The 24,661-nt window shown below is 55.5% G+C and carries 26 protein-coding genes; 12 read left to right on the top strand and 14 right to left on the bottom strand.

The window, feature by feature from the left end:
- Positions 1 to 135: 135 nt before the first annotated feature.
- Entirely contained in the window at positions 136 to 1,881 is a 1,746-nt protein-coding gene (locus tag G536_RS0114185) for an APC family permease (protein WP_022824267.1), read from the bottom strand.
- Positions 1,882 to 2,084: 203 nt separating this feature from the next.
- Here G536_RS0114185 and G536_RS0114180 point away from each other — a divergent pair, with 203 nt between their 5' ends.
- From G536_RS0114180 to G536_RS33085, 4 genes are all read left to right on the top strand, one after another.
- Positions 2,085 to 3,317 (top strand): acyl-CoA dehydrogenase family protein, encoded by a 1,233-nt coding sequence (locus G536_RS0114180; RefSeq protein WP_026880183.1) that lies wholly within the window; start codon positions 2,085 to 2,087, stop codon positions 3,315 to 3,317.
- A gap of 95 nt (positions 3,318 to 3,412) precedes the next feature.
- Positions 3,413 to 3,901 carry a YfbM family protein gene (locus G536_RS27940; protein ID WP_169515101.1) on the top strand — a complete coding sequence of 163 codons (489 nt, stop codon included), beginning with the start codon at positions 3,413 to 3,415 and terminating at the stop codon, positions 3,899 to 3,901.
- A 28-nt stretch (positions 3,902 to 3,929) separates the two neighbouring features.
- Positions 3,930 to 4,262: a hypothetical protein gene (locus G536_RS0114170; protein ID WP_022824264.1), complete on the top strand. Its 333-nt coding sequence runs from the start codon at positions 3,930 to 3,932 to the stop codon at positions 4,260 to 4,262.
- 27 nt (positions 4,263 to 4,289) lie between these two features.
- The gene (locus G536_RS33085; protein WP_051166957.1) at positions 4,290 to 4,883 is read left to right on the top strand and encodes an acyl carrier protein; all 594 of its coding nucleotides are present in this window, start codon (positions 4,290 to 4,292) and stop codon (positions 4,881 to 4,883) included.
- Here the strand turns inward: G536_RS33085 and G536_RS0114160 are convergent, their stop codons facing one another.
- On the bottom strand, positions 4,884 to 5,345 hold the full coding sequence (locus G536_RS0114160) for a DUF4268 domain-containing protein (protein ID WP_022824263.1): 462 nt from the start codon (positions 5,343 to 5,345) through the stop codon (positions 4,884 to 4,886).
- A gap of 159 nt (positions 5,346 to 5,504) precedes the next feature.
- Between G536_RS0114160 and G536_RS27930 the strand changes: the two genes are divergently transcribed.
- Complete coding sequence (locus G536_RS27930) at positions 5,505 to 5,837, top strand: HIRAN domain-containing protein (RefSeq protein WP_022824262.1); 333 nt, start codon at positions 5,505 to 5,507, stop codon at positions 5,835 to 5,837.
- A 144-nt stretch (positions 5,838 to 5,981) separates the two neighbouring features.
- Here the strand turns inward: G536_RS27930 and G536_RS0114150 are convergent, their stop codons facing one another.
- Positions 5,982 to 6,938, bottom strand: coding sequence for a hypothetical protein (locus tag G536_RS0114150; protein ID WP_022824261.1), 957 nt, complete (start codon positions 6,936 to 6,938; stop codon positions 5,982 to 5,984).
- Between the two features lie 215 nt (positions 6,939 to 7,153).
- On the opposite strand from G536_RS0114150, the gene ruvB reads away from it, so the two are divergent.
- From ruvB to queG, 3 genes are all read left to right on the top strand, one after another.
- Complete coding sequence (gene ruvB / locus G536_RS0114145) at positions 7,154 to 8,194, top strand: Holliday junction branch migration DNA helicase RuvB (protein WP_026880182.1); 1,041 nt, start codon at positions 7,154 to 7,156, stop codon at positions 8,192 to 8,194.
- Between the two features lie 123 nt (positions 8,195 to 8,317).
- Positions 8,318 to 8,845, top strand: a complete 528-nt coding sequence (locus G536_RS0114140) for a hypothetical protein (protein WP_169515100.1) — start codon at positions 8,318 to 8,320, stop codon at positions 8,843 to 8,845.
- A gap of 159 nt (positions 8,846 to 9,004) precedes the next feature.
- Positions 9,005 to 9,937: a tRNA epoxyqueuosine(34) reductase QueG gene (queG, locus tag G536_RS0114135; protein ID WP_022824258.1), complete on the top strand. Its 933-nt coding sequence runs from the start codon at positions 9,005 to 9,007 to the stop codon at positions 9,935 to 9,937.
- A gap of 80 nt (positions 9,938 to 10,017) precedes the next feature.
- Here the strand turns inward: queG and G536_RS0114130 are convergent, their stop codons facing one another.
- The 5 genes from G536_RS0114130 to G536_RS0114110 form a co-directional block, all read right to left on the bottom strand.
- Positions 10,018 to 10,209, bottom strand: coding sequence for a hypothetical protein (locus G536_RS0114130; protein WP_022824257.1), 192 nt, complete (start codon positions 10,207 to 10,209; stop codon positions 10,018 to 10,020).
- Positions 10,210 to 10,495: 286 nt separating this feature from the next.
- On the bottom strand, positions 10,496 to 11,365 hold the full coding sequence (locus G536_RS30705; protein ID WP_022824256.1) for a ferritin-like domain-containing protein: 870 nt from the start codon (positions 11,363 to 11,365) through the stop codon (positions 10,496 to 10,498).
- 15 nt (positions 11,366 to 11,380) lie between these two features.
- On the bottom strand, positions 11,381 to 12,100 hold the full coding sequence (locus tag G536_RS0114120) for a ferritin-like domain-containing protein (protein ID WP_026880180.1): 720 nt from the start codon (positions 12,098 to 12,100) through the stop codon (positions 11,381 to 11,383).
- 186 nt (positions 12,101 to 12,286) lie between these two features.
- Entirely contained in the window at positions 12,287 to 13,201 is a 915-nt protein-coding gene (locus G536_RS0114115) for a ferritin-like domain-containing protein (RefSeq protein ID WP_022824254.1), read from the bottom strand.
- 44 nt (positions 13,202 to 13,245) lie between these two features.
- Positions 13,246 to 13,992 carry a ferritin-like domain-containing protein gene (locus G536_RS0114110; RefSeq protein WP_022824253.1) on the bottom strand — a complete coding sequence of 249 codons (747 nt, stop codon included), beginning with the start codon at positions 13,990 to 13,992 and terminating at the stop codon, positions 13,246 to 13,248.
- Positions 13,993 to 14,392: 400 nt separating this feature from the next.
- Here G536_RS0114110 and G536_RS27920 point away from each other — a divergent pair, with 400 nt between their 5' ends.
- Together G536_RS27920 and aroC are read left to right on the top strand one after the other, a co-directional pair.
- Positions 14,393 to 15,784, top strand: coding sequence for a BatD family protein (locus tag G536_RS27920; protein ID WP_022824252.1), 1,392 nt, complete (start codon positions 14,393 to 14,395; stop codon positions 15,782 to 15,784).
- A gap of 159 nt (positions 15,785 to 15,943) precedes the next feature.
- Entirely contained in the window at positions 15,944 to 17,026 is a 1,083-nt protein-coding gene (gene aroC / locus G536_RS0114100) for a chorismate synthase (protein WP_022824251.1), read from the top strand.
- Positions 17,027 to 17,114: 88 nt separating this feature from the next.
- Here aroC and G536_RS27915 read toward each other — a convergent pair whose 3' ends face one another.
- Positions 17,115 to 18,470, bottom strand: coding sequence for an HTTM domain-containing protein (locus tag G536_RS27915; RefSeq protein WP_022824250.1), 1,356 nt, complete (start codon positions 18,468 to 18,470; stop codon positions 17,115 to 17,117).
- 322 nt (positions 18,471 to 18,792) lie between these two features.
- Here G536_RS27915 and G536_RS0114090 point away from each other — a divergent pair, with 322 nt between their 5' ends.
- Entirely contained in the window at positions 18,793 to 19,179 is a 387-nt protein-coding gene (locus tag G536_RS0114090) for a hypothetical protein (protein ID WP_022824249.1), read from the top strand.
- Positions 19,180 to 19,375: 196 nt separating this feature from the next.
- Here the strand turns inward: G536_RS0114090 and G536_RS0114085 are convergent, their stop codons facing one another.
- The 5 genes from G536_RS0114085 to G536_RS0114065 form a co-directional block, all read right to left on the bottom strand.
- Positions 19,376 to 19,711 (bottom strand): hypothetical protein, encoded by a 336-nt coding sequence (locus G536_RS0114085; RefSeq protein WP_022824248.1) that lies wholly within the window; start codon positions 19,709 to 19,711, stop codon positions 19,376 to 19,378.
- 44 nt (positions 19,712 to 19,755) lie between these two features.
- Positions 19,756 to 20,778, bottom strand: a complete 1,023-nt coding sequence (uvsE, locus tag G536_RS27910) for a UV DNA damage repair endonuclease UvsE (protein WP_022824247.1) — start codon at positions 20,776 to 20,778, stop codon at positions 19,756 to 19,758.
- Positions 20,779 to 20,915: 137 nt separating this feature from the next.
- Positions 20,916 to 21,593: a carboxypeptidase-like regulatory domain-containing protein gene (locus tag G536_RS0114075; protein WP_022824246.1), complete on the bottom strand. Its 678-nt coding sequence runs from the start codon at positions 21,591 to 21,593 to the stop codon at positions 20,916 to 20,918.
- 105 nt (positions 21,594 to 21,698) lie between these two features.
- Positions 21,699 to 22,328, bottom strand: a complete 630-nt coding sequence (locus G536_RS0114070) for a hypothetical protein (RefSeq protein WP_022824245.1) — start codon at positions 22,326 to 22,328, stop codon at positions 21,699 to 21,701.
- A gap of 165 nt (positions 22,329 to 22,493) precedes the next feature.
- Complete coding sequence (locus G536_RS0114065; protein WP_022824244.1) at positions 22,494 to 23,735, bottom strand: metallophosphoesterase; 1,242 nt, start codon at positions 23,733 to 23,735, stop codon at positions 22,494 to 22,496.
- Positions 23,736 to 23,849: 114 nt separating this feature from the next.
- Here G536_RS0114065 and radC point away from each other — a divergent pair, with 114 nt between their 5' ends.
- Positions 23,850 to 24,605 (top strand): RadC family protein, encoded by a 756-nt coding sequence (gene radC / locus G536_RS0114060; protein WP_022824243.1) that lies wholly within the window; start codon positions 23,850 to 23,852, stop codon positions 24,603 to 24,605.
- The last annotated feature ends 56 nt before the right edge of the window (positions 24,606 to 24,661 follow it).

The raw sequence follows: 24,661 nt of genomic DNA, 5'->3' as shown, positions 1-24,661 counted from the left end.
AACAAGTAGCAGGCCGTCATGCAGAGGCGGAGCCGAAGCATCTCGCGTGTTAATACTGGATTACTAAATCTGGCATCAGCCCGCGAGATGCTTGGGCTGCGCCTCTGCATGACGTTTCTTTTGTTGAAATATTCCTCAGACAATTAGGCGTACACCTCCTAACTCAGAGATGCCATAGGGAAACCGGTCACCAGGGGAGCCGATGAACATGAAGTTCTTGGGGATGTTCCATTCCTTGGAGAGTTTATCAATCAGCTCCGGGCCGAAATGGCCATCGAGGGTCACGAAATCCACTTCAATTTGCTCGTAGGCGCGGTCGAGTACCCGGATATCGGTCAGCAAATCCTCGGGGTAGGTTTCGCCTTCTTTGAGCAAGGTCACGATTTTGAGGCGGGTGGTAAACTCGTTTTCCACCACGTAGGCCATCACCTTGTTAAGGTTTGATACATTGTCGCCTTTGGTGAAAAATACAAATTCCTGGCGGTGCAGCTCCCGTAACTGCCGCCGAATGTTGAGCTGCGTGAGCCGCGAAATCCGAGGCGAGTGTTTGGCAAACGATTCGGCCGCGGCTAGCACCAGATTGAGAATGCCGGTGCGGTTGAGCATAACCGACACCACCAGCAAGGTGGGCAGGAAGTATTGTAGGAACACAATCAGGTAATCGGGCCGCATACGGATATTGCCGTACAGCGCCGCCAGTACCCCTAGTAGGGCCAGTGCCACCGTCATCAAGCCAGCATAAACAGGCCGCGGCAGCTTTGGGCGTTTGCGCTTGAGCAGGAAGTTGCCCAACGCAAAAAAGGCCATTACCGATAAAAACGAAATGGTGTACACGCCCGCCAGCGGCCCTAGCTCGCCGTTGGTGATAACTAGCACCGACAAACACAGCAGGAAGAAGGTGATGAGGATGATGTAGTTGCTGCACCGTTTGTTTTCCTTGAGGAAGAACTGCGGTAGAATCCGGTCTAGGGCCATGCGCTTCATCAAGCCGCTCACGCCCACAAACGAGGTCAGCACCGCTCCGCTGAGTACGGCCACGGCATCCACGGAAATGAGGGTGGCCAGCCACGGGCCACCGGTGCGGTTGCCGAGGTGAGAGAGAAGCGTTTCGGTGTGCTCTCCCACTTCCACCAGTGGCAGCGCCGCAATGGCCAGAAACGCCAGCAGCGGGTTGAACACCGTTACGACCACCCACATGTTGCGCAGGGTTTTCTGAAACACGCCGCGGGCTTGTTCTTCCACGAAATTCGCGGAGCTTTCAAACCCCGAGATACCTAGCATGGCTGCACTGAACCCCAGAAACAGCGCCGTGAGCAAGCTGCCCTTCAGTGGGACGTGCCAGTTGGCTACCAGCGTATCGAGGCCGTGCGTAAACAAATACCAGCCTGTAACGCCAGCCAGCAGCGTGAGCGATGCCAGATGCAGCACGAAAATGCCCACCGCCACCACCGCCGACTCGGAAATACCCAAGATGGTGAGCAGCAGAAAAAGGCCTAGCAGCAGGATGGTGGCCCAGATAATGGGCAGCCCTTCCCACAGCGTGTGCAGGTAGTGCATGGCCTCGGAAGCCGAAATAACGGCCGTAGCCATGTACGACAGAATAGTGAGGCAGGCCGCCACCGCGGCGTTGCGCTTGCTGGTGGTGTTCAGCAGTACGTTGTAGGCGCCACCGTTGAGCGGTAGCGCGCCCACCACTTCGCCGTAGATGCGTCGAAACAGAAACAGCACTGCGCCCACTACCAGCAGCGCCACCCAGGCGTATTGGCCAGCGTGCGCAATAGCCAGCGCCGACACGTACAGACACGACGACGAAATGTCGTTGCCGCAGATGGCGGTGGCTTCCAGCTCGTTGAGTTTCTTGTGTGTAGTAGACTGGCTCATGGGGTGGCAAGGAGGTGGAAAGTACTGCTGCTTCTACGCAGCAAACGCAAACTCGAACAACCCTGCCGCACCTATCAATTTCACCGCTGGGCGTGGTGCTGGCTGCTAGTCTTGTAGCGCTACCGAACCATCGGTTGGCGCGGCCGGTTTCACGTATTGAAACCACTATCTTTGAACTGATTCCCACCCAAGTTATTTCACTTATGTCTTCGCAAGCCGACGTCCTCTCGCCCCAGGCCAAAGCCGCCAAAGCCCACGGTTCCACCAATGCCGCTGGCTTTACCGATTACTATGATATCGACGGACTGCTCACCGAGGAGCACCTGCTAGTTCGCCAAAGCATCCGCGACTTTGTAAAAAAGGAAATCAGCCCGAGCATTGAAAAGTGGGCCCAGGATGCGCACTTTCCCTCGGAAATCGTGCGCAAGTTTGGTGACGTAGGCGCGTTCGGCCCCACTATTCCTACCGAGTATGGCGGCGGCGGCCTCGACTACATCAGCTACGGCCTAATTATGCAGGAAATCGAGCGGGGCGACTCGGGTATGCGTTCCACAGCCTCGGTGCAGGGCTCGTTGGTGATGTTCCCGATTTACGCCTACGGCTCGGAGGAGCAGCGCAAGAAATACCTGCCCAAATTGGCCAGCGGCGAATGGCTCGGCTGCTTCGGCCTGACGGAACCCGACCACGGCTCCAACCCCGGTGGCATGACCACCAAAATCGAGGACAAAGGCGACTATTATTTGCTGAACGGGGCTAAGCTCTGGATTTCCAACTCCCCCGAAGCCCAAGTGGCTGTAGTGTGGGCCAAAGATGACAACGGCCGCATCCGGGGCGTGATAGTAGAGCGCGGCATGGAAGGCTTCAGCACGCCCGAAATTCACAACAAGTGGAGCCTGCGCGCTAGCACCACCGGTGAGCTGGTGTTCGAGGACGTGAAGATTCCCAAGGAAAACATTCTGCCCAACATCGACGGCCTCAAAGGCCCGCTGTCCTGCCTCGATTCCGCTCGTTTCGGTATTGCCTGGGGCGCTATTGGGGCAGCTATTGACTGCTACGAGTCGGCTCTGAAATACTCGTTGGAGCGGGAGCAGTTCGGTAAGCCCATCGGTGGTTTCCAGTTGCAGCAGAAGAAGCTGGCCGAAATGCTAACGGAAATCACCAAAGCCCAACTGATGGCTTGGCGCCTCGGCATGCTCAAAAACGAAGGCAAAGCCACCAGCGCCCAAATTAGCATGGCCAAACGCAACTCCGTGGACATGGCGCTGCATGTGGCCCGTGAGGCCCGCCAGATTCACGGTGGCATGGGCATCACCGGCGAGTACCCCATCATGCGCCACATGATGAACCTGGAATCGGTCATCACCTACGAAGGCACCCACGACATCCACTTGCTCATCACCGGCGCTGACATTACCGGCATCCAGGCGTTCAAATAAACGCTGATTTGCCTACCTTGAAACGGCCGCTCTGCTTGCAGAGCGGCCGTTTTTATTGGTTTCACTCTTACAGCAATTCAACTATGAGCATGACCATGACACTCAGAAAAGTGAGCGACAAGCTGCTGCGGGAACTACTCGATGAGCCTGATTTGGTACTGGATTTTGTTGATGAAGAGGTGCCTGCCAATCAGGAGTTGGACTTGGATAAAGCCTGGCACGGGCTGCATTTTATGCTGACGGGCTCAGACTGGGAAGGGTCGGAACTGTTTGCGTATCTATTGGCTGGCGGCGAGTTCATTGGCAATGAGGAAGACCACGACCTGGGCTACGGCCCCGCGCGCGGACTGACCAGTGCCGAAGTCAGCCGCTTTGCCTCTGCGCTAGATAGTTTGTCGGAACCAGAGTTCAAGGTGCGCTATGATAGCGCAGCAATGGACGAGCTGGAAATATATCCGCTGGACTGGAGCAAAGAGGAAAAGCCGGAGGAAATAGTAGAATGGTTAGCAACTAGTTTCAAGGAGTTGAAGAAGTTCGTACGCGAAGCCGCCGCTGCAAAGCAAGCCTTGCTGATCTACATGTAGACAGTTAACCGTTTTTGTTCGTAAGAATATGGATCAGGAAACCGTCCGTTATATTATCGATTACCATAAGGATTTACTCTCAGAATCAGAGCAGTGGGCGTTGCGCCACATCCTTTACAAGGAAAAGTTAGCTGTAGTACAGGGAGAGGCAATAAAAGCACGGCTGCTGCTGACAGATCAACAGCAGCGCCGTTTGATAACAGACCAAGCCGTTTTAAATCGGCTGGCGGACGGGCCAGATGCTTTTCTGTATAATACAGCCATTCGTGTTTTCAACGAGCATGGGGGTGAAAAGCTGCTTAATCTATGGGCGGCTTACCCGAACCCCCACTGCCCGGCAGTGCCGCCATTGCGGCCATGATTGGCATTAGCTTCTACTTTGTAAACTATGGGCCTCGATACTGTTGAGTTAGTTATTGCTTTCGAAGAGTACTTCCAGCTTGCCATCCCAGATCAGGAAGCTGAAAAACTCAATACGGTTGGGGAAGTGGCAGCCTGCGTAACGCAATTCAAAGGCCTTTCCACTGACCCCGCTCGCACGGCAGCGTATTACATGGTGCTGGCAAAGCTGCTTGGCTGCTTGCAAGCAGTACACCAAAACCCAACGGAAGACACATTGCTAGCTGCCCTCTGGCCGCCTGGCACCGCCAACCAAACCACAGCTCTTGCTACTTGCTTGCAACTTGAGGTGCCTGCCTTACCGAGCCTCGGGCCGCCAAAACAGCCAAAACGCACTACCTGGTTACAACGACTTTTCGGCCCTGACTATCTAGCCCCGCATCCGTCCGATTGGTCTGCCTGCACCGTGGCCGACCTCGCCGATTGGATATTAGCTCAGAACTACGCCAACTTATTGCCTGCACCAGCCACCCTATACGAAGTGCAGCGAGCCACAATAGGTATTACCAGTTATTGCGGCGGCATAGATGTGCCCGAAATTCAATTGACCGACAGCTTCACGAATGATTTAGGGATGGACTAACTACCGCAACTCGTCGAAGGCGTATTGTGCGGTGCTCCAGAACTCGTCTAGGGCTATGAGGCGGGGCTTGAAGAACGAAATTAGGGTAGGCCAATCGTCGCGGTTGAAGAGGTTGGCGGGCGTTAGCTCGGTGAAGATGCGGCTCAGGGGCAAGCCGTTTGTGTCTTCGGCGTGCAATTCCCAGCGCCAGGTTTCGCCTAGGGTTTCGTGTAGCATCGCCTTAATCTGCTCGAACTGCGCGAAAAACAACTCCCGGATTTCCGGGTCGGGGTGGGTAAGCTCAATGGCTATGGCAGCCCGGCGGTTGTCGGCGTGCAGCCGAAAATACACGTGCTTGAGACCGGTTTTGTAGTTGATCCAGTTTGTAGGCACCCCTTCCGCCGACGGCACGGGGGCCATATATTGGCCGAATGTGGTCCAGAAGGCTTGGCGGAGCTGGGTGGCTTCGGCTTTACTATACATAGAGTAGAAACGGTGAAATGTTGTTGCGGCCGGCTGCCGCGCAGGGCAGAGGAACAGTAGAATACGGGAATGCCAGCCCGTGAGGTACGGATTTTTGGGCTTCTGCTGCGAAGCTGCGCGCAACTGCTTTACTTTACGGCCTCACCAGTTTCCGTTGCCATGGCTGCTCCCGCTTCCGAACCTCTCGTTTTGCTTGAATGCCTGATTGCCGGTACCACCCACCGGGCCGGCCTCGCCGATTACGAACCGAAATTGAAAGTAGGGCAGCGCCTAGCCCTAGTGCGCGAAGCCGACAGCTCCTACGACGATTGGGCCGTGCGTGTGCTCACCGCCGAGGCCAAACCGTTCTGGCTGGGCTACCTACCCGAAGGCCGCAACGAAACCATTGCCCGCCTCCTCGACGCCGGCTTTCCCCTGGAAGCCCAACTCAATCACAAAGCTTGGGAAGAAGACTGGCTGCACCTGGAAATAGAAGTGCTCCTGATTCGGTGAGGAACGGATAAGTGAGCAATACAAGACCGTCATGCTGAGCTTGCCGAAGCATCTCTCCCGCCAAACTAACTCAATCATGAGGGTGAAGCAGTAGATACGGTTCGGCTGCGCTCAGCATGATGGTCCTATAATCCCCTCCGTACTTTACAGCGCGTCGGCGAGGGCCAGCACTTGCTGACGGGCGGCTAGCAGAGCAGGCTCTTCGGGGAACGTGTGCTGCACCCAGCGGGTGAAACCACTTACCATTTCGCTCACGGCCTGCCGATGGCTAGGCGCCGGCGTGGCGGCTGTTTCCGTTTCGCGCGCCGGAAACAACGCCTCCAGCCCCAGCCGCTCCAGCACCTCCGATACGAACACCATGCCGCACACCTGCATGGCTTGGTACAACTGCACCAACTCCGGCATAGTCAGCGGTAATTCTTCGGTGGCTTGCAACTCGCCCAGGCGGCCAATCATCGGCTCCAAGGCGGTCGGCTGCAAATTGGACAAAGCAGCTACGGCGCGCAGAAACGCATGGTCGCCAGCTTCGGGTAGGGAATGCACCAGCAGCAACGACAGGCGTACCATTTGCAACTGCGCCTCCGAAAAGCGGACGGTGGCGGCCGGTGGGGCGGGGGCAGGGTGCGCCTCCACGTAGCTATGAAACACTTGCTCCACCCGCAGCCGATGCAGACCCAGCGCCAAGTCCGTTGGCAAATGCTGCTCCAGGGTCAGCAGAAACGCGCCGCTTAGTTCCTGGCAATACGTTTTCAGTTGCTGCATCTGCGCAATGCCGATGCCCATTTGGCGCTGCACGTATTCCAGCACCGGCTTAGCTAGGCTGGTATCCAGCGTTAGCCGGCCTACTAGCAACAAGTTGTAGAAATCCAGCGGCTGCTTTTGTAGTGCGTTTAGTAGCTGCTCATGGCTGGCAATGGTATTTAGCTCGGTTACGCGGGCCGTCGTGAGGCCCGTAAGCGCCATTATCTGGCGCGGCAACGCGTCTTGTGGGCGGCTGAGTAGCTCCACACACGCCATGCCGTGCAGCGACAGACAATGCGCCAGTTGGTCGTAGAAATCAGGTGGCAGCGTTTCCAGCCAGTTATCAGAAGGGGTAGACATGCGGCAACAAAAGCAATTGAAGCCGCAAGTTACGGCTGCATTCCAATGCCATAGCTGCCATAATTCGCGCTTTAGCAGCTAGCCAGTGGCCCGATGCCGCTAGCTTTGCTAACTAATTTAGTAAAGAGGTGGCCTTGAATGTTTTTTGCTAAAAAAGGGACAAATTGCCGGAGCAAGATGTTACCTTGCTGAATCCAACTTTTCTTTCGGCTGCTATGCGCGAAAACTATCTAACCGGCGGCGCCGACCACATGGACGCCTCCGAAAAGGACATCGACAAGGCCCTCCGTCCGCTTTCCTTCGACGACTTCGCGGGGCAGGATAAGGTAGTGGACAACCTCAAGGTATTCGTGGCGGCTGCCAAGCGCCGCGGCGACGCCCTCGACCACGTACTGTTGCACGGGCCTCCCGGCCTCGGCAAAACCACGCTTTCCCACATCATTGCCAACGAGTTGGAAGCGGGCATCAAAATGACCAGCGGCCCAGTGCTCGACAAGCCTTCCGACCTGGCCGGCCTGCTCACCAACTTGGAGCCACACGATGTGCTGTTTATCGACGAAATTCACCGCCTCAACCCCGTAGTGGAAGAATACCTCTACTCGGCCATGGAGGACTACCGCATCGACATCATGCTCGATTCGGGTCCGAATGCGCGTTCGGTACAGATTTCGTTGTCGCCGTTCACGCTGATTGGGGCTACTACTCGCTCCGGCATGCTCACTTCGCCGTTGCGGGCCCGTTTCGGTATCAGTGCGCGTTTGGAGTACTATGATGCCAAACTGCTGACCAGCATTGTGCAGCGTTCGGCGGAAATCTTGGGCACGCCTATCCATGAGGATGCGGCCTTCGAAATTGCCCGCCGCTCGCGCGGTACGCCACGTATCGCCAACAACTTGCTGCGCCGTACCCGCGACTTCGCCCAAATCAAAGGCGACGGCACCATCACGGTAACCATTGCGCAGTTTGCCCTCAACGCCCTCGACGTAGACGCCCGCGGCCTCGACGACATGGACAAGCGCATCCTCACCACCATCATCGACAAGTTCAAAGGTGGTCCAGTAGGCCTCAGTACTATTGCTACAGCCTGCGGCGAGGAAGCCGAAACCATTGAGGAAGTGTACGAGCCGTTCCTGATTCAGGAAGGCTACATCAAGCGCACCAGCCGCGGCCGCGAAGCTACCGAGCACGCCTATCAGCACCTCGGCAAGCTCATGCCTCAGCACCTGCGCGGCAATACCGGCGAGCTGTTTAGCTAATACGTATAGATCGTAGTTCATCAACCGTAGCGGCGAGAAGTAGTGAAAAAGCTACTTTTCGCCGCTTTCGTTTTGAATGCAAATTATATAGCTAACAGTCAGTAGCTAAGCGAAAAACAGCTATTGGCTTTATTCCTGATGCACTCGTACGTAGAGAAGCGTCGTCTCAAACAGTCTTCTAACTATAAAAAAAGAACCGTGGCACTAAACCGTATTGCTTGGCGATTTACCAAAGAAATCTACACTGACTCAGCAAGATTCAATCAAGATGTAGTAGTGTATCAACTAGCAATCTATCAGAAGGATAGCAATTGGGAGCCTAACGCCATTGCAGTTGCTGTTCCAGAATTACAAGTTCAATATATGGCATGGGTAAAAGAGCCCTCAGACTTGCTGGAAAACGAGACGCTAATCGATGAAGACAAACAGGTTTTTGAAGAAGAGCCTGAAGAAGAAATGCATCAGGTTGAAATCTTGGCAAAGCTGAAAGCCAATGACGGAGAAAAGTTTACAGCCTTGGAATTCCTGATGAAAGCGCACAATCAGCAAGCAAACAAAGACCTGGGTGATCATATATTCTTTGAAGGGACTGATGATACCCCGCGGATTATAAATGGGTTGCCCACTTATTTTATAGCGTGTGGTAGTTGAAGCCGTATTAAAAATACCTGTCAACAGCGTAGTGGCGCCACAAGATTGACCCGGTAAACTCCACTGCCGCTAGGGCTTTCACTTTTCCAGTGAACTTTGAAATTACTTGCGTAGTCTGTCTTGTAGCTGCCATGTAATTACTTTTGGTGCTTTCTGCTCATGCTCCCCACCGCTCACTATACTGCCTTTATCAAACAACGCGCGGCGGAGCTGGGCTTCATGTACTGTGGTATTTCCAAGGCCGAGTTTCTGGAGGAAGAAGCGCCGCGCCTCGAAAATTGGCTGAACCGCAACATGCACGGCCAGATGGGCTACATGGCCAACCACTTCGACAAGCGCCTAGACCCGCGCCTGCTCGTGGATGGTGCCAAATCGGTGATTTCGCTGCTGCTCAACTACTACCCACCCCAGGAAACCCAGCAGCCCGACGACACGCTCAAAGTCAGCAAGTACGCTTACGGCCGCGACTACCACTTCGTCATCAAAGACAAGCTGAAAACGCTGCTGGCGGCTATGCAGGAGGAAATAGGGGAGGTAGGCGGACGGGTATTCGTCGATTCGGCACCGGTGATGGATAAGGCCTGGGCCAAGCGAAGCGGGGCCGGCTGGATGGGCAAGAACACCAACCTGATTACGCCTGGGGCGGGCTCGTTCTACTTCATTGCCGAACTGATTGTAGACGTGGAACTAGACTACGACGGCCCCATCAAAGACTATTGCGGCACCTGCACCAAATGCGTAGATGCTTGCCCTACCGGCGCCATCACCGAACCCTATGTGGTGGATGGCAGCAAGTGCATCAGCTATTTCACCATCGAGCTGAAAGACCAAATTCCGCGGGAGGTAGAAGGCAAGTTCGGCAACTGGGTGTTCGGCTGCGACATCTGCCAGGACGTGTGCCCCTGGAACCGATTCGCCAAGCCCCACCAAGAGCCGCAGTTTACTGCGCACCCTGGCCTGAAAGACCTAAAGGCTTCCGATTGGCAGGAAATCACGCATGAACTCTTCACTGAGTTGTTTCGGCAGTCGGCGGTGAAGCGGACGGGTTACGTGGGGTTGCAGCGCAACATCCGATTCGTAACGGGTGAGTAGGCTGCTGGGAAATGAGTAACAAAAAAAGCGTCCTTACCTGTACAACAAGGCAAAGACGCTTTTTAATATAGGCCAGTTGGCTATATCGCCGGCTGAGCGAACACACGGTTCAGGATGCGGCGGTAAAGGCGGGAAAACTGTTCGTAGCACCACGCGCGCAATTCGGTTAGTTCGGCGGGTACCAGCATGCGAAGAGCCTTGCGCAGCTCCTTCTCAAATAGGATTTTATCGAAGCTCACTTTGAGCAAGATGGTTTTTGCATATTCCAACATCGGAGTAAGCTTGTTTTCTTTTTGGTTGTGGGTGGGAAGTAATGGTAGCAGACATGTATACGGGCCGCCGGGAAAAAGATGCGCCCCGACCGAAGGATAAACTTTGGTGGAAGGAAGAGTTATTACAACAATGTAGATGATTATACGCATTTTGTGCGTGTAAGATTCCGACGTTGAGGTAGTTAAATATATCCTAATACTTGCATTATTACTCCTTCGTGCATAAAAAAAGAAGCGCTTATAGCGCTTCTTTTTTTGGTAATAATAGTACGAAAGTCAGATATAGCTAGTATGTAAACAGGCCAAGTAGTGCCTCTACATCAGCAGCGGCTAGCGGTTCGTCGAAGGCCTCTGGTACGCTTTGCGTTAGCAGATTAGCCCCCGAACCGATAGGAAGCAGTTGGAATTGGATGGGGGTATTGATAGGTGCTGGCAGTAGTTGAGTGGTAGCGTGTTCGGTGGCATACACTACGGCGGTTTTGCCCGCTACCGTAATATCGGCGTCGGTGGGGCTGGGCCAGGGCTTCACTACCGCGCCCCGCAGGCGGCGCATCGTGCGGATGCGAGCAGCGTGGCGAGCTTCGGTAGAGTGTAGCTGCAAGGCGGTTTGCAGGATGTAATTGTCCTGCACTAAAAACTCGACGGCACCTTTATAGGCCCTTACGCTGGTGTCTTCTAGTAACTGCGCCAGCCGCAGAAACTCGTCGAAGTTACTGAACACGTTAGGAAAGAGGGCCGCTTGCGTGTTGTTCTTACTGCCCGTAAAATCGTAGTTGGGCAGCGTTGGCACGTCGCCGTTCGAGGTGGTAATTACGCGCGTCAGCAATGCTACGTGCTGCTGCTGATGGGCTTGCATCTTCACAATGGAGGATCGGAAGCTAGCATCGGCTGGGAAAAAGCCTGGCCCAGCTGTTAATGCGCGGCTGTACAAAGCGTTCTGCAACTGCTCAAGGCGAGTGGCAAGCTGCAACGAGTCTAGAATGGTGCGCGTATCGCGCGCTTGTGCGGGCAGAGCTGCCAAGCCTAGTGGTAGAGCAGCAGCTAGGGTTTTGGCACCTACCTTACCTAGGCTGGCTATCGTAGCGCGCCGCGAAGCAGCTTGGTGGAAGTCGGTGGGCGTAGCAGCCAGATCGGCGAGAAGCTTCAGAATATTCATGGTAAACAGCACGCCTTAAGAAATAGGCAGGTTCGCTGCCGATAGTTTGATAGGAACAAAGGGCTGAATCAGCACAAACACTTCGGTGGGCGTTTTGGTATCGTCCAGTCCATCAGCACCAATAGTTGCGCCAAACGAGTCAGCCTGTACCATCTCGTGAGCCAACGCCGCGTGGCGAGATTCAACAGAGGCAATTTTGGCTAAGGCCAGTAGATTAGCCGTTACAACTAGCAGCTTGCCAGCCCCATTGTAGGCTGCCGCGGCAATATCCTCTAGCTGTTGCGCTGCGGCCCAAACGCCGACACGCGTAGTGAGCGTGAACGAAGTGAAGGTAAACTCCAGCGGAGTGGCAGCGCCACTATCATACGCCTTGCTACCCAGAATGGCCTTCAGATATTCGCGGTGAATCAACTCATGGTCGCGCAAATCGGTGAGGTAAGCCAATTCCCCTTGCTGAAGATCTGCTGGCGGGGCTGCCACCACTTTCTGATAAAACGCAGCCTCTAGTTGGGTTAACAAGTATGCGTAATTGAGAATGCCATCATCAATAACGTTGCCTTGCGCGTCGAAACTATTGAAAGCTAGTATGTTTTCTGCTACAGGAGTAGGATCCGGCTCGTCGCTGCAACCAGCCAGCACCAGTGTAGAAGCTGCCACCGAGGCCCCCGCTACTTTAAAAAACGAACGGCGCTGCATGGCACGCGCCAGAAAAGAAACGGTTGTAGATTCTGACATACGCGAATAAACCAGTTGGCCAGACTGAAAAGCAACAATGCGTCCCTGGCATAACAAAGATACTCTGATAAACCGGGATGCCCTAACTGTAGGAGTAGCACCTAATCGGCAGAAGTTGCATGCTGCGTCAAACAAAAAGGGCAGCCTTGTGGCCGCCCTTTTTGTGTATACTAAAATGAAGTAGGCTTACAAAGTGGTACCAACTACAAAGTTGAGGACGATATTGGTTACCGTAGTACCATCTAGAGGCTCGTCGAAAGCTTCTGTGAAAGCTGTTGCTGGGAAATTCAAACTCGATAATGCTGTCTGAAGATTAACGCCACCTTGTGTTACGTTGTCTTCAGCAGGGAAGCCCGAAGCACCTGCTCCGTAAATAGGGGCAGTGATGCTACCACCAGCACCGCCACTCTCAGTGCCTGTAATCCAGCTCTTAGGAGAAGCACCCGTACCAGCACCCGCTACAGTAGGACCGCCGCGCCGCATCGTGCGCAAGTGGGAAGCGTGGCGAGCTTCAACAGAGTGAATGTTTAGAGCTGCTTCCAGAATAGTGTCGTTAGCCATCAAGCCAGCGGCGCCTCCTTTATAGGCCCGTACGCCCGTGTCCTCGAACGACTGAGCCACTGCTAGGAAGGTCTGATAGTTGCTGAATACATCAGCAAATAGTGCGGCGCGGGTACCACCTTTCGAACCCGTAAAATCGAATTTAGATTCGGGTACTACCACTGTTGCTGCGGAAATACCAAGCGCAGTTTTCAGAAACGCAACGTGTTTGTTTTCGTCGTCGCGAATTACGCTTAGGGCATCGCGGCCAGCACCGGAAGGGATAAGACCCGTGGTAGCTAAGCCCTTGTTATAGAAGTAATACTCCAAGTACTCCAATTTCAGCGCGAAATTCAGAATGTCTTGAATACCCTGGGGTAATGTCGAAGTTTGGCCATATGCCTTATTGAAAACGGCACCCAGAAAACCTGGTACAGCGGCGCTGGCAAGTGTCTTGCCCATGCCAGTCATATGTTTGAACACCTTGCGGCGCGAATCGAAACGGTCGTAGACTTCTGGATCTACTTTCTCGATGTCAGAAATAAGTTTTAAGATATTCATCTGGAGGCGAAATTTTGGAAGTGAAAGAGAGTAGCAGCAGCGGCTTACTTGATATTCGCTACGTTGATTTTAGAGCCTTCCTTGAGGAAGGTATTTGCCGTTTGTGCTACTACACTAGGCTCTTTGGAAATCTCTAAACCATTAGCAGTGTTCACTACGTCGGTACCAACGAAGGTACCGTTGGAAAGCAGGTCGCGAATGAGCGCCGCGTGGCGAGCTTCCACCGACACGATTTTACCAGCCAATGTTAGGTAGCCTGCATCAGCAATGTATTTACCAGCACCATTGTAAGCTGCTACTCCCAAATCTTCGAATGCTTTAGCTGCATCAAGCACGCCTAGTTTTGCAGCCCCAGCTGATGCCGTGCGCACCGCAAAGTCAATACCCGAGAAATCTGGCTCTAGGGCTTTGATGGCATTGGTTGCCAACGCCGTTTTAAATAACTCCCGGTGAATTACTTCGTGGTAATACAAATCGTCGAGTGCCGACTTTTCAGCTCCTGCCGATAGGCCTTTGTAGTAGTTGCCGTTGCGCAGTTCCGTGTAAAAGCCAGCTTCTAATTGCTCAAGAGCATAAGCATAATTGAGTACACCTATGTCACCCGTGCCTACGTCTACCATGCCAGGCATACCGTTTCCACCCGAATCATCATCGTCGCAGCCGGATAGTAATAGAGCAGTAGCACCGGCAGTGGCGCCAGCATACATGAAGAACGAACGGCGTTTGATGGGAACGTAAAGCGGCTTGGCAAATTCAGCCTCGTCGCCACCCTTTTTTAAGTTGTTGGACATGTGATGGAAGAGATTATGGTAAAGGAAAATTTCGGCAAAGGAATTCCTGTACACCATCCACAGAAGGATATGTATTGAAGAAAACCTAGAATGACGGGGGTATTTGAAAGCACATACGGCGGGGCTTGACAGCAGGATTTCCTAAAGCCGGAATTTTATTGCTGTGCTTGTCAAACCAGTAAGCTCAACTAGTTGATAGCCGAGTTTGAATAATAGATGAGTTAAGCAGTAAAAGCGCGAAAATCGGCTGAAAACAAGGTTTATGCGTAGCTTTGATTACGCTGTTTCGCCCTGTATGCTTCGCTATCTGTTTTGCTGGTTTTTTTTTGTTTGTTGCGTAGGGCAGCCATATGCTGGTAGCGCGCAGCCGCCTGCCAAGCCACAGGCAACGGCTCCAGAAATGCAGGCCGAGCTAGAATTGGGGGAAGCGTCTTTTCCAGTTACCGAGTATTACACAATCAGCTTTCGGCTGCGTGGGGCTGCGCTGGAGCGGTACTCGGCCTTTCCTGATATCGAGGGGTTCAAGAAAAGCGGTAAGTCGAGCACCACGACCACGCGCATCGTGGAAGGCCAAACCACCACCGAACTGACTATTACGCAACGGTATGCCGCTTATGCGGAGGGCGAGTACGTGCTGAAGCCATTTACAATGGTGATAAATGGGGTGACGGTACGCTCGGCTGGTGCCACGCTGCAAGTGGAAACGGCCCCAGCCGCTGCCACCGGGCCCCCACCGAGTGGGAGCTTGCAAGGTATGGGACTGCTAGATAAACTGTTTGGCAAGCCGAAGCCGCAGGAATATGTGGAGCCCAAAGACAACGCCTTCATGGCCTTGGTGCCCGACAAAACCAGCGTGTATGTGGGCGAGGGTGTGCACGTAGGCCTATACTTCTACCTCACGCCCGCCGACCAGGGCCTACTGGCATTCCATGATTTTGGGGGCCAACTACCGGCTATTTTGCAGCAACTACGGCAGCGCACAGCCTGGGAAGAGCCCTTCAATGAGCAAGAAATAGTGCCTGAGCCAGTAACTATGGGTGGCAAAGAGTTTTTGCGCTACCGCCTCTACGAAGCCGAGTATTACCCGCTCAACACCGAGCCCTTGATGTTTCCGGCCGTGGCGTTGCGCATGGTTAAGTACCGCTTGGCCAAAAACCCAACGGAAGGCCTCGACAACCGCCTCGAAGGCTATAAAACGTACCTTAGTAGTGCCCGCACAATTACTGTGAAGCCGCTTCCTCCGCACCCTCTGCGCGACCAGGTGCCGGTGGGCAGTTACCAACTGCGGGAAGCCATCAACCAAACCACTTTCCGCACTGGGCAGGCTTTTACCTACAGTTTTGGGGTGGAAGGCGAAGGTAATCTGGCAGCCGTTAGTGCGCCTTTAGTGGCTGCGCGGCAAGGGCTGGAAGTGTATGGCCCAGATGTGCGGCAGGAGCTAACCCGGCAGGCTGGTCGTGTGGGTGGGCGCAAGGTGTTTACTTACCGGTTTGTGGCCCGCCGGCCCGGCCCGCTGCCGTTGGATAGCCTGCTGGCAATGGTATTTTTCGATCCGGCAACCGGCCGCTATGATACGTTGCGTGCCGAAGTACGCCCTTTGGTGCGCGGCCCCGTTAGCACCGCCAGCGCCTTCCGTGCCCCCTCCGACGACCAGTTCTACCAGAATGTGCTCTTCGACGCCAACAACACCTTACAACCCCTGGACAGCTACCGTGATGTGCGCCGCTACGCCAACTACATTCTGGCCGCGCTGCTGGCCGTGGCGGTGTGGGGCTGGTGGCGGAAGCAGTGAAATTGCGAAACGGTGAACTTGTAAGTTGATGTTCTGGTAGCTTTGCGGCAGTTTACGTCAACCGATGCTGGCACTAGATAGAAGCTGCTGTCGAGGCTGACTCAGCCGGCTGAACGTCAACTCACAAGTTCACCGTTTTCTTATTTCACCGTTTCCGCTATGTCTAATACGTTCGGCACTCTGTTTCGCATTACCACCTTCGGCGAGTCGCATGGGCCGGGCATTGGCGTGATACTGGATGGCTGCCCAGCGGGGCTGGCCGTAGAGGCTGCCGACATTCAGGCGGCCCTAGACCGGCGCCGGCCCGGCCAGAGCGACCTGACCACCCCGCGCAAGGAAGCCGATCAGGTGGAAATTCAGTCGGGTATTTTCGGAGGCTACACCACGGGTACACCCATCAGCCTCTACATCCGCAACCAGGATCAGGCCAGCCACGACTACTCGCATATCGAGCACGCCTACCGCCCCTCACACGCCGACTATACCTACGACCAAAAATACGGCCGGCGCGACTACCGGGGCGGCGGACGTAGCTCGGCCCGCGAAACGGCCGCCCGTGTGGCCGCCGGTGCCATTGCCGACAAGTTTCTGGCGCAGCACGGCATTGTGGTGCGCAGTTACGTGTCGCAGGTGGGGGCTATTGCGGTGCCTGTGGGCTACGAGCAGCTGGATTTGGGGCTTATCGACAGCAATACCGTGCGATGCCCGCACCCCGAAACGGCCGAGCGCATGACCGACCTGATTCGGCAGGTGCGGGACCGGCACGACACGGTGGGTGGCCTCGTAACGGGTGTGGTAACGGGTGTGCCAGCAGGCCTCGGTGAGCCGGTGTTCGATAAGCTGCACGCCGAACTGGGACGCGCCATGTTGAGTATCAATGCTGTAAAGGGCTTCGAGTACGGCTCTGGCTTCGCGGGTACGTTGCTATTTGGGTCCGAGCACAACGACGCTTTCTACGCAGACGAAACTGGCGCAGTGCGCACCCGCACCAACCATTCGGGTGGCATTCAGGGCGGTATCAGCAATGGGCAGGACATCTACTTCCGGGTGGCGTTCAAGCCGGTAGCTACCATTCTGCAACCTCAGCAAACCCTCAACGACCAAAACGAGGAAATTATGTTGGCCGGCCGAGGCCGCCACGACCCCTGCGTACTGCCCCGTGCCGTGCCCATCGTAGATGCCATGACCAGTCTCGTGCTAGCCGATATGCTCCTGCGGGCGCGAGCCAATAAGGTGAAATAAGGAGGTGGTGAAACAGTGAGTTTGCCGTTCTACCTGCGTAAATAGCGCAAGGCGAACGGCAAACTCACTGTTTCACTACCTCCCTATACTACTGTAGCGGCGGTTCGGGAGTTATCCACTCGTATAGGCCTAGGGTACGCGGTTCGGCGGCCAGGTTGACGGTGGGGGATACAATGGGGCGGTTGGGGCGGCGGTTGAGTTGTACCTGCGAATCGGCGTAGATGGCTACCGGGCCGAGGCCGCGCCGGGCGTAGTCTTCAGCCAGAAAATGCGCGAATTGCAGAATGGCATCCGGCTGCCCAATGAGCTTGCTAACCTGCCGCCGGGTGAGGTAGGTTGTGGGCTGCACAATATCGGTGTCGCCGTTGGGGAGCACCACCCGGTAGCTGAGAGAGCCGGATTTGGCGCGTAGCATCATGTGCCAGGCAAAGTGGTGACCTTCTTCGGTCCAGTGTACGTCGCCGGCGTATAGGAAATGCCGCAATGGCACTAGCAATTGCACGGCCGCATACAGGCCCAGGCTTGCCAGCAGCACGGGTGCCCAGCGAGGTACCTGCAAGGGTAATGTACTAGCTGTTTCGGTGGGTTGCGGAACGCGAGCGGCAATCCAGCGGCGCAGGTAGGGGAGGTGGCGCGGCCAGTCGGGCGGGAAGAACAGGGCACCTGTAATCAGCAGCGAAAACCACGGAAATGTGCCCAACCCGAACACCAGCACGTTGGAAATGTGAAAGAACATAGCTGCGCCAAAGGCCCACGGCCGGGTGCGACGCCAGAGTAGCAGCGGCGCCACCAGCAAATCAAACGCCACGCCAGCGTAGCTCATCACCCACGGCACGGCCGCACTGCCCAATAGCTCACCAATAATCGGGTAAGTAGCTTTTGGGGCCAGCCACACCGTGAGGGGGCGCGCCATCAACCAGTCGGCATTAAGCTTGGCTAAGCCAGCGTAGAAGTACACCAAACTCAGTTGAAACAGCAGCAAGTAGCGGGTCCAGGCGGGCGTGGTGTCGGCAGGCAGCACGCGGCCAGCGCGTACGTCAGCCGAGGCGGCGCGGTGGGCCGGCATTAAAGCCAGCATGGCGGCTACCAGGCAATACAAGTAGAAGTGGTTGATAAAGCGGGTTTGCTCGGCCAGAAACAGCAGCGTGTAGCATAATGCCAGCGTAACTGCTGCCCATCGGTAGCGCCAGCCCGCTGCTACTGCCATACCCGCCGCAATGGCTCCCAAATGCAGCCCGATGATTACGGGTGGCGACCAGTGCGGCAACCAGCTGAAAAACAGGTACGAGAAGTGAAATTTCGGCTCGATATATTCTCGGGTGTAGCCCAGGGCCAGGCTACCGGCCATTTCCATAGCCAGCAAAAAGCCAACTACTACGCGGGCCACTACCAGCCAGGCAATATCAATCGGGCGAAAAAGGGTAGTGGTAAGGCGAGCCAGCATCAAGGTAAGATACGCCAACCAGGGCCCGCTGGGTTGCCGGTGGCGCTAAGCAAAGCAAGGTGCAGCCAGTCGGCACCAGCCACCAAAAATGCCTACTGTTAGCAACATGCTTTAAGTCTGTTGCCACCGACAACTCGATTGAACTACAGCAATTAGGTTTCGTGCACCTTGTTTTATAGAAGTAAGTATCTGATTTTTAATATGTTGAATTGAATAAGATTCTGGCTTTTGTGACCTTGTCGAGGTCAGGGCCGTACAACTCTCCAGAGCTGCTTGCCACTTGCGGCACCTAGCTCTCCCCTCCACCAGACTCTCTTTCCTAATGAAAACGAAAAGCCTATTCGTGGCCGCTACCCTGTTCTTCGGAGCCGCTGCTACCACCCAAGCCCAAATCAATCCTACCGCCCCACAAACCGGCGGCACCATGAACCAGACCACCGTACCGGCCGCTCCACCAGTTAACCCTGGTACCATAGACCAGCGTACTCCAACTTCCACTAGCCCCACCCAAATGGGCACCGGTACCATCGACCAGCGCAACACGGTACCCATGGGTACCAATGTGCCTTCGCAGATGGGCACCAGAGTTGGAACCACCGACCGGCCCGTAATTGAGCGTTCAACTACCATTGAGGAACGCACCACTACCACGCCAATGCGCCGCAAAGCCACCAAGCAGCGAGCCGAAACCACCACCACTCGCCCCTAAGTTCATACCGCCACGGTAGCTGTCCTACGTTGGCAGTTAGCCGGCGAGCCCAGCCCCCGCTCAAGCCTTTTCGGCTCGGGCGGGGGCTGCGGCTTTGTATAGATTAGAGCCCAAAAAAAGAGAACCAAGAGTGTAGAGTAGGATTATGTTCTTAGCTCTACACTCTTGGTTCTCTTTTTTTGGCTCTAGCTTTAACCTAGGCGGCTCCTAGCTTGGCACCAAGCTGCAAGAGCAGGTCGCCGAGGGTGCGGAGTTGCGCCTGGGTGTCGGGAGTGGCGGTGGCGGCCGCCTGGTTGGTTTGGGAGCCCAGCATGCTGAGGGAAGCACCAATAGCCTCGGGATTGAGGTTGCCGCTGCTCAACAAGGATTGCAGATTGCCGATTTCCCGGCCTACATCCTGCAACGCCGGCTCACCACTTTGCAGCAAATGCTGTTGCCAGGTTTCGGTATTGTCTTGAGCGGCGCTGAGTGGAATGCTGGTCAGGCCGTTTTGCAGGGCGTGTATGGTAGCGCCTAATAGGTCGTTGGTCATAAGAAGAGAGTGGTGTGGAAAATAAAGTGGGATTGGTGGGGAGGCTACTTAATTGAAGCCGCCGAAGTTTTAGTGGTTTTGGCGCGGGGCTTTTTAGGCTTAGCTGCCTCGGCTTCCGAAGCAGCCACCACTTGCTTCGGTGTGAAGATGGGCGGCTCGTAACCAGCCGGTGCTGGTGGCAGCAACGACAACTCGCGCATCATACCACAAGCTTTATGAGCGCTGGCTTCCTTGTCCTTGATTTCCAGCATAATGTCTACGTCCAAGTCGCCTAGCTCCTTCAGGAAGTCCCGAAACAGGTCTTCCTCAATGGCCGCTACGTGTTTGCCCCGCCGCTCGCCGTGCGACTGAGAACTGTAGTCCATCATCATGTTGCCGTCGCGGGTGGGGTGCCAGGTGGCAGCAGCCAGGCGTAGTGCCTCGGCCATGGGCTCGCCATGGTTGAGACACTCGTGGTGGAAGTTGTCGAAGAGGATAGGGATGCCGGTGGCGGCGTGCAACTCTAAGCAGTCATGAAGGCTGAACAGCCGGTCATCGTTTTCTACCACCACGCGCACTTGTACATTAGCGGGCAGCGTGTGCCAGGTGGCAATAAAGCGGGCAATGGCCGTGTCCCGGTCGCCGTAGAGGCCGCCGAGATGAATTTGCAGCTTGGCGGTGCTGTCGAGGCCCATTAGATCCATCATCGAGCCCTGATATACTAGCTCAGCAATACTGCGCTGCACAATATCCGGGTTCGGCGAGTTAAGCACCACAAACTGGTCGGGATGCATGGAAACACGCATTTTGTGCTCCTTGATAAAGTCGCCGATGGCCTTGAACTCCGGCGCAAAACGGGTTTGCCAGGGAAAGGTGTTGATGGCGTGCGAGCCAAACGGCACAATGTCGGAGCCGATGCGGAAGAACAGCAGCCCATGTTCCAGATTATACTCCAGAATTCGCTTCAGGCAGGCTAGATTGGAAGCCACCGTCTGCTCTACCCGCTCATCGGAGTAAGAAGCCAACCGGAACGTGGACGCCGAGGTGCAGTCCAACGAGTTATTCATGCAAGGATACCCGATTTTCATATCCTTGACTTACGCACGGTAAATGGTGAAGTTGTGAGATTGTGAAATGGTGAGTTTGGTGTTCTAACTAGACAGCTAGCGTTGTTAGAATATCAAACTCACCATTTCACCATCTCACAACTTCGCCTTTCTGCCGCTTACGGCTCGTAGCCACGGTTGTCCTTGAAGTTCTTATTGTATTTCTGGCGGGTCTTGCGCGCAGCTTCCGCAGCTTCGGCCGCCCTGATTTCCTCCATCTTGCGGCGTTCTTGGCCGGCTCGGGAAAACTGCTCATAGATCAGGCTGACGGGACTAGCCAGTGTAGGAGTAGGGGCTTTGGGTGCCGTGGAATCTATTGGGAACAGCGGCTTGGGCGCGGGCGGGCGTTTCACAGCACTGGTAGGGGCGGTGCTGGGACGCTTGATGTTGCGCAGGGCCTTGTTGATGGCTGCACGGTCGGGGCGGCCCTCCGTCACGCGCACCTCACCCAGCAGAATACTGTCGCGCATTAACGCTACTTGCACCACCAGCTGCGAAAGGCCCGTGCCACCTAGCGGTACGCGCCGCGTTTTGAAGCCTACTGCCCGAAATACCAGCGTATCGGTGTTTTGCACCTCAATACGGAAGTCGCCTTCGGCATCGGCCACTACACCCCGGCCACTACGCTGCACTAGCACGGCGGCACCCGGCACCGGACGCTGGGTGCCCGCTTCCAGCACCGACCCCGACACGCGCACCTGCGCCGTAGCACTCAGCGGTAGCAGCAGTAGCAGTAACCAGCCAAGTAGTAGTTGGAGTTTGGCGGAAATACTCGAAAGAAAATCTGGAAAAGTCATTGGCTCTATCAAACGCAAGCAACTGGCAAGTTAGCTCCCAACAGAGCCAAAAAAAGCCCGCACCGTTGCAGATGCGAGCTTTCAGAATCAATAATCAGGCGAAAACTACTTGATTTTGGTTTTCTCGCCGTTTTCGGGCTTCAGCTTCACAGTGCCGTCGTCGCCGTCAATTTTGGCTTTATTGCCTTCGGCATCCTTGATTTTCACGTCGCCGTCGGCTTTCACTTTCATCTTGCCACCTTCGCCGCCGTCCATGCTGCCAGTTTCAGTGGAAGCGCTTGCTGAATTGTTCATGCTACCCGACTCCATGTTGGAGTCGTCCATGTAGGCATCTTCGTAGTAGGTGGGGCGGCTAGTTTCATAAGCGGTATATGTTTCCGCTGGCAGATAGCCTTTCATTTCGGTGTCCGTCTCGGAATAAGCGCCACGCATAGCAGCACCCATACCGGTGGTATCGGAGGTATACTGGCCACGCAGCGTGCCAAGGCGCTGAGCACGAGTGTAGTACGAGTTTTCGATGCGCGATACCATCGCCGTGTCGGTGATTTTCATGTCAGCGGCCATCTTGTCGGCAATGCGCTTAGCGCGGCTGCGGTACTGCGTGTCCATGTCGCCGGTGGCGGCGGTGCTGGTGGTGGCTTCGGTAGCCTCAGCCGTTTCAGCAGGCTTGTTTTCGTTGCACGAAGCCAAAGAGAAGGCAGCAGCAACCGGGAGAAACATCAGGAGCTTTTTCATGATCAAAGTTGGGATGTGAGAGGAAAAGGGAAGAGCGTAATGGGCGCGTATACGGCCCAGCTACAGTGGCGGTTATTGGATACCCAAAACTTTGTAACTGAAAAAAGAAAGCCCCGGCAAAAACTTGCTGGGGCTGCTTTGATACGCTGTAAGTGGGGCTAATGATTAGGCCCGCCGCAGCTCAATCACCGTTATTTCGGGCAAGAAACCTACCCGGCCATGGTAGCCGATAAAGCCCAACCCGGCATTTACATACAGGTATTGCCGCCCGCGTTGGTATAGCCCCGCCCACTGCTTGTACACGTACTGCACCGGGCTCCACTTCAGAAATGACAGGTTCACGCCGAACTGCATACCGTGGGTATGGCCCGAAAGCGTCAGGTCAATATCGGGGTAGTTGTGCACCTGCCCGTCCCAGTGCGAGGGGTCGTGGGAAAGCAGAATCTTGAACGGCGCGGCGGGGTCGGCAGCGGCGTAGGTTTTGGCCAGGTTGCCGTACTTTTTGAAGCCTACGCCTCCCCAGTTCTGCACGCCCAAAATGGCTATTTTCTCGCCGTTGCGCTCCACGGTGCGGGCTTCGTCGAGCAGCAGTTGCCAACCAATTTTGGCATGGTTTTGCTTGAGCCGGGCCAGGTTAGCCAGCTTGGCCGGGTCGCCGCCTTCCTGGGTCCAGTCCACGTAGTCGGAGTAGTCGTGGTTGCCGAGGATGGAGTAAATGGGTAAGCTGGACTTGATACCTGCCAGCGTCTCGATGTGCTCTTCCACTTCGGTGGCGTAGTTGTTCACTAGGTCGCCGGTCATGAACACCATGTCGGCGTTTTGCTGATTGATGATCTGTACGGCCCGCTGCAACGGCTCTTTACTGTGAAACGAGCCAGTGTGCAAGTCGGAAATCTGGAGCACCCGGAACCCGTCGAACGAGGCCGGTAGGTTGGGGAACTTCAGCGTAATGCGCTTCACCGTATAGTCGGTGCCGCCCTTGGCCATGCCCCAAATCAAGGACACGAACGGAATGGCCCCCAGCACCAACGCGGCTTTGCTGATGAACTCACTGCGCGGCATGGCTGGGCCACTACCGCCGCCCGCCGGCCGCGCCTGGAACACCCAGCGGCTAAACCGTACCACATCTTCCAGCAGCAGCGGAACCACGATGGTCATTTTGGCGGCAATAACGGCCAGCAATACGCCACCCAAATACGACTTAAAGGAGGGGTGCTCGTGGCGGTTGCGCATCGACCAGATACCCAGCCCCCACACCGTCACCGTCACCACCCAGTATAAAATCGAGACCAGCCGGCGCGTGCCGGGCGCAGTGTGTTGCACCAGCGTCCGGAAGGCCTGATAGCCATACCATTCGCCCAATACAACCAGCGCTAAAAACAGAAAAGGAAACGTGCGTCTTGACATAGTTCGAAGGCAAACCCGCGCAAGAAGGAATAGGTTTAGGTGGAGCTGCCAGGGCAGTAGTCGCGGATGCGGGGTTTTTGCTTTAAATTCCAGACCCTGCAACCCTTATGCCTTATGTTATCCGTTGACAATCTGTCCGAAAATCAGCCCGTTGAAGACCTCACGGCTATACCCTATGAAACGCCGGCCTCGTTTGGTATCAAGAGTTGGGCCGAGGAGGACCGCCCCCGCGAAAAGCTGATGCAGAAGGGCCGCGCCGCCCTTTCCGACGCCGAACTGATGGCTATTCTGCTGGGCTCGGGCACGGCCAAGCTCTCGGCGGTAGACGTGGCCAAGCTGATTCTGAAGGCCGCCAACAACGATTTGAACGCCCTAGCGCGGCTGTCCATCAAGGATTTGATGCGCCACAAAGGCATCGGGGAAGCCAAGGCCATTACCATTGTGGCAGCGCTGGAACTGGGCCGCCGCCGCAAAGAAGCCGATGCCCCCGCCCGCACCACCATCACCAACTCGCGCGATATATACCGCGTGGTGCAGCCCCATTTGCAGGACTTACCGCACGAGGAATTTTGGGTGGTGCTGCTCAACCGCGCCAACGTGGTGATGCGCACCGTGAGCATTAGCCGGGGCGGCGTGGCAGGCACCGTGGCCGACCCGAAGCTGATTTTCAAGGAGGCGCTGGAGCAACTGGCGTCGTCGGTGATACTGGTGCACAACCACCCCAGCGGCAACCGCAACCCCAGTGCCGCCGACATTGCTCTCACCCGCAAGCTCAAAGAAGCCGGCCAGTTCCTCGACCTCCCCATCCTCGACCACCTCATCTACACCGACACCGGCTACTTTAGCTTCGCCGATGAAAGTATGATGTAGTTGATTGTTGCTAGTTGGGAGGTGATTGTTAATTGTTGGTTGTTGCTTTGTAGGCT

Source organism: Hymenobacter norwichensis DSM 15439, from assembly GCF_000420705.1.
Taxonomy (GTDB): domain Bacteria; phylum Bacteroidota; class Bacteroidia; order Cytophagales; family Hymenobacteraceae; genus Hymenobacter; species Hymenobacter norwichensis.
Note: the sequence above shows the minus strand (reverse complement) of the source record. Positions and strands in the feature narration are given on the sequence as shown.